The 4,080-nt window shown below is 44.4% G+C and carries 5 protein-coding genes; 4 read left to right on the forward strand and 1 reads right to left on the reverse strand.

Annotation, left to right across the window (positions count from 1 at the left end; translation table 11 throughout):
• The first annotated feature begins 186 nt into the window (after nt 1-186).
• The 4 genes from EKM89_RS13490 to EKM89_RS13505 all read left to right on the forward strand — a co-directional run bounded on the left by EKM89_RS13490 (nt 187) and on the right by EKM89_RS13505 (nt 3,545).
• Complete coding sequence (locus EKM89_RS13490) at nt 187-654, forward strand: Dps family protein (RefSeq protein WP_003587210.1); 468 nt, start codon at nt 187-189, stop codon at nt 652-654.
• A 246-nt stretch (nt 655-900) separates the two neighbouring features.
• Nucleotides 901-1,644 carry an ABC transporter ATP-binding protein gene (locus EKM89_RS13495; protein WP_125550759.1) on the forward strand — a complete coding sequence of 248 codons (744 nt, stop codon included), beginning with the start codon at nt 901-903 and terminating at the stop codon, nt 1,642-1,644.
• Nucleotides 1,622-2,869 (forward strand): ABC transporter permease, encoded by a 1,248-nt coding sequence (locus EKM89_RS13500; RefSeq protein ID WP_010620835.1) that lies wholly within the window; start codon nt 1,622-1,624, stop codon nt 2,867-2,869. Before EKM89_RS13495 ends, EKM89_RS13500 begins: the two co-directional genes overlap by 23 nt.
• Nucleotides 2,870-2,873: 4 nt before the next feature.
• Entirely contained in the window at nt 2,874-3,545 is a 672-nt protein-coding gene (locus tag EKM89_RS13505) for a TetR/AcrR family transcriptional regulator (protein WP_014975084.1), read from the forward strand.
• A gap of 103 nt (nt 3,546-3,648) precedes the next feature.
• Here EKM89_RS13505 and EKM89_RS13510 read toward each other — a convergent pair whose 3' ends face one another.
• Nucleotides 3,649-3,996, reverse strand: coding sequence for a hypothetical protein (locus EKM89_RS13510; RefSeq protein ID WP_225421899.1), 348 nt, complete (start codon nt 3,994-3,996; stop codon nt 3,649-3,651).
• Nucleotides 3,997-4,080 lie beyond the last annotated feature (84 nt).

Here is a 4,080-nt window from a genome sequence, read left to right on the forward strand (position 1 = left end):
AAAATAGTAGCCAACGGCTACTATAATGATATCCTGTTGAAAGTGGCGTCCTTTAAAGTAATTCATGCGCACAATCCCTCGTTTCTTGTCACTCAGTATACTAGAATGAAGTTGCCAGGCAAACTTTGCACCAGAGCCTAAGCTACCACTATGTTATAATGACCATATCGAAAGGAGATCAATCTAATGAAATATACGAAAACCAAAGCAGTATTAAATCAACTCGTTGCCGATTTGAGCCAGATGTCAATGATTATCCATCAGACGCATTGGTACATGCGTGGACCCAACTTTTTGAAGTTGCACCCCTTGATGGATGAGTTCATGGAAGAAATTGACAGCCAACTCGATGTCATTTCTGAACGGCTGATTGCGCTTGATGGCAGTCCTTACTCGACCTTAAAAGAAATGGCCGAAAACACTAAGATTCAAGACTGGCCTGGTGAATGGGACAAAACAACCCCAGAACGCCTCGCACACTTAGTTGATGGCTATCGTTACTTGGAAGACCTTTACCAACACGGCATTGAAGTATCCGATGTTGAAAAAGACTTCAGTACCCAAGATATTTTCATTGGTCTCAAAACCGCAATTGAGAAGAAAATCTGGATGATTCAGGCAGAGCTTGGGTCGGCGCCGGAAATTGATGAATAAAATAATATTAAAAAATCGGTAGGCTTAAACATTGCTAACGCTTATATCAGTGCTGCTATTTAATTAAAATGCGACATCCCAACAACGGGGTGGCGCATTTTTGTTTGCAATGCGGTGACAAATAGGCCGGAAACAAAACAAGTGAGTGATAACTCATTTTAATGTTGACAAACCGAGATGTACTGATTATACTAAGGCCATTAAGTGAGTGAGTATACACTCGCTTTGAGAAAGAGGGTTATTAAAATGGTAACGGATTATGTCATCGCCAAGCAGGTCAGCAAGCACTTTGGTCATCAGCAAGTGCTCAATCAGATTGATTTGACACTGCCGGCTGGAATGATTTATGGCTTGATTGGGCCATCAGGAGCTGGGAAGACCACCTTGATCAAGAGTATTTTAGGGATGGAAGCTGTGGATAGTGGCACTGTTAAAGTCATGGATACGGTGATGCCCAATAGGGCGGTAATGGCACAAGTAGGGTATATGGCCCAAAGTGACGCTTTGTATGAGACACTAACGGCCCGTGAAAACCTGACCTTGTTTGGGCAATTGATGAGCGTTCCAAAAATAAAGTTAGCACAGATGATTGATTATGCAGCCGGATTAGTTGATTTAACGTCCCAATTAGACAAGCGGGTCAGTGGCTATTCGGGTGGGATGAAACGGCGCTTGTCGTTGGCAATTGCCCTGATTCAGGATCCCCAATTATTGATTTTAGATGAACCGACCGTTGGGATTGATCCAGAATTACGGCAACAAATTTGGACCGAACTAAATAAGATCAAGGATACCGGTAAGTCGATGCTCGTGACAACGCATGTCATGGACGAAGCAGAACGGTGTGATTATCTCATGTTGATTCGGCACGGGATTGCGCTTGCTGAGGGGACACCCGCGGCACTGAAACAACAGTATGCAGTAGATACGATCGAACAGGTCTTTTTGAAAGCGGGGCGGATGCAAGATGCGAACGATGGCAATCGTTAGACGAGTTTTTAAGCAAATGTTACGTGATAAGCGTACCTTGGCGCTGATGTTTTTGGCACCATTGCTGATTATGACGCTGATGTATTTCTTATTTCAAAACAACACGACGCAAGTAGCAAGCTTGGGTGTTCATCATGTAGACCAATCCGTGGTTAACGTGATCGATACCAAAAACGTGACGATTCATCATTATGATAGTTCACAGGCACGGAAAATGATTAAGCAGCATGATCTAGATGGCTATTTGACTCAGAAAAATGGTCAATTGACGATTACTTATTCAAATAGCAATCCAACCAACACGTCTTTAATTAAGGCGAGTTTACAATCAGGATTAGTCAAGTTGAAAATGAAGACGCTGGTGACCGTTACTAAGAAACAGCGCGCGGCCCTTGAATCGCAACAAGCCGCTTTGAAGAAGCTGACAGCAGCCCAGACACAAGCAACGGTGACCAAGCTGAAGACTGCCATTGCACAAGCCCAGGCCCGCGGTGACCAGGCAACTGCTGAGAAATTACAAAAGCAACTCAAGCAGGCCACAGCCACGACGTCTAGTTCGACTCAGTCAGCTAAAGCAACCAGTTATACGACTAAGTCTCATTATATTTATAGTAGTAGTGATTCAACGTTCTTTGAAAACTTTTTTCCAGCCTTTCTCGGTTTCTTTGTCTTCTTCTTTGTGTTCTTGATTTCTGGCGTTTCACTTTTGAATGAACGCACTACTGGAACCCTAAGCCGGCTACTTGCAACCCCAATTCGACGGAGTGAAATTATTATGGGCTATCTAATTGGTTATGGGGGCTTTGCCATCATTCAGACTGTCCTGACCGTTGTTTTCACAATTACGGTCTTCAAGATTCACTTAGTTGGTAGTATTTGGCTGGTCTTTCTGACTAACTTATTATTAGCGTTAGTGGCTTTGACCTTGGGTATCTTTATTTCCACCTTTGCTAACTCAGAATTTCAAATGATTCAGTTTATTCCACTGATTGTTGTACCACAAATCTTTTTTGCTGGGTTGGTTCCAGTCGATGGCATGGCCAGTTGGTTGCAAGCAATTGCCCACATCATGCCGTTATACTATGGTGCTAATGCGATGACGGCTGTTGTGACAAAGGGTGCTGGGCTTGGCGATATTGGTGTCAATTTGTTAATATTAGTAGGGTTTATGGTCGTACTAACAATGTTGAATATTGTTGGAATGAAACGTTATCGGAAGGTGTGAGGATATGGAACGACCACGGATACGGGATTATTTTCAACAGGATCTAAGTCAGAATGAAACGATTACACCTAAGCAACGGGCCATCCTCCAGGCAAGTCTCGATTTGTTTGCTGAAAAGGGTTTTGACCAGACCAGTACTAGTGATATTGCACAACGGGCCGGCGTTGCGGAGGGGACGGTCTATCGGCGGTATAAGACTAAGGCTGCCTTACGGGATGCCATCTTAGCACCAATTACCGCGCACATTGTGCCAATCTTAGCGAGTGATTTTTCAGAGGATGAATTACGGCAGCGTTATCCCAGTCTACAGGCATTCGTCACAGCAATTTTTACGGACCGAGTTGCATTTGCTAAAGCTAACGTGAAAGAGTTAAAGGTCATTTTTGAAATGGCAGCTTTTGACACCGAACGACGCGAACAGATTCTTAGCCAGATTGCGCCTAAGATGGTCAAGCAGATGGGAAGTGTCATAAATCAACTAAAAGCAGATCATTTGATTGTGGATTGGCCGAATGATTTGATACTGCAAAGTTTGTTATCGCAGCTATTCGGTTACCTAGCGCAGTTAATGCTGGAATTGCCGGGAACTGAAATTGAGCGCGAACAAGCGTATTTGATTACGGTGATGACCAAAATATTGACCCCGGGTGAACATGATCAAATTACTGGTCAGTGAGCTAACTGTTACTTGATATAAACTAAAGCCACTTCTGTACTTAGCGGTCATTTGAACGCTAAGTACAGAAGTGGCTTTGGTCGTTGCTACGCGTGTTCGTTTGTTAATCTGCTAGTATCGTCATTTTATTCAACAAACTAGTTTGCAACTGGCTGAGTGTGGTCGTCATGTAGACCGGGTAAAGATCTGGGTTGACGAGCCGCTGAGTTGTTCGTGGGAGCTCGGCAAGTTTAGCCTGGGTCGTTGCCTGAATGGTTGTAACCGGAATTGACGTGGTGTTGGACAAATCTACCGGCGCGAGTAAAGGCCGGGCTTCAAAATGGGTGAGTCGCTGTTGGCGGTCGACACTGAGTGGGTCACTGTTGACGACGGTTAGGCTGGTCGCATCGACGATCGTCTCGGTAGCTAGTGCAATCAAATCAGCAAAGGCCCGCTTAGGGCTCTGGTGCAAATAGTCTGAGAGTGTGCCTTTTACCTAGTTGTTGATAGGGTGTTGTAGGTTATGCTGGCACCATCGCTTTTAATTCGTCCACGG

The sequence above is a fragment of the Levilactobacillus fujinensis genome (assembly GCF_003946335.1).
GTDB classification, from domain to species: Bacteria; Bacillota; Bacilli; order Lactobacillales; family Lactobacillaceae; genus Levilactobacillus; species Levilactobacillus fujinensis.

Coding starts and splice junctions, on each gene's coding strand:
- EKM89_RS13490 (WP_003587210.1), top strand. CDS start 187: ATGAAATATACGAAAACCAAAGCAGTATTAAATCAACTCGTTGCCGAT.
- EKM89_RS13495 (WP_125550759.1), top strand. CDS start 901: ATGGTAACGGATTATGTCATCGCCAAGCAGGTCAGCAAGCACTTTGGT.
- EKM89_RS13500 (WP_010620835.1), top strand. CDS start 1,622: ATGCGAACGATGGCAATCGTTAGACGAGTTTTTAAGCAAATGTTACGT.
- EKM89_RS13505 (WP_014975084.1), top strand. CDS start 2,874: ATGGAACGACCACGGATACGGGATTATTTTCAACAGGATCTAAGTCAG.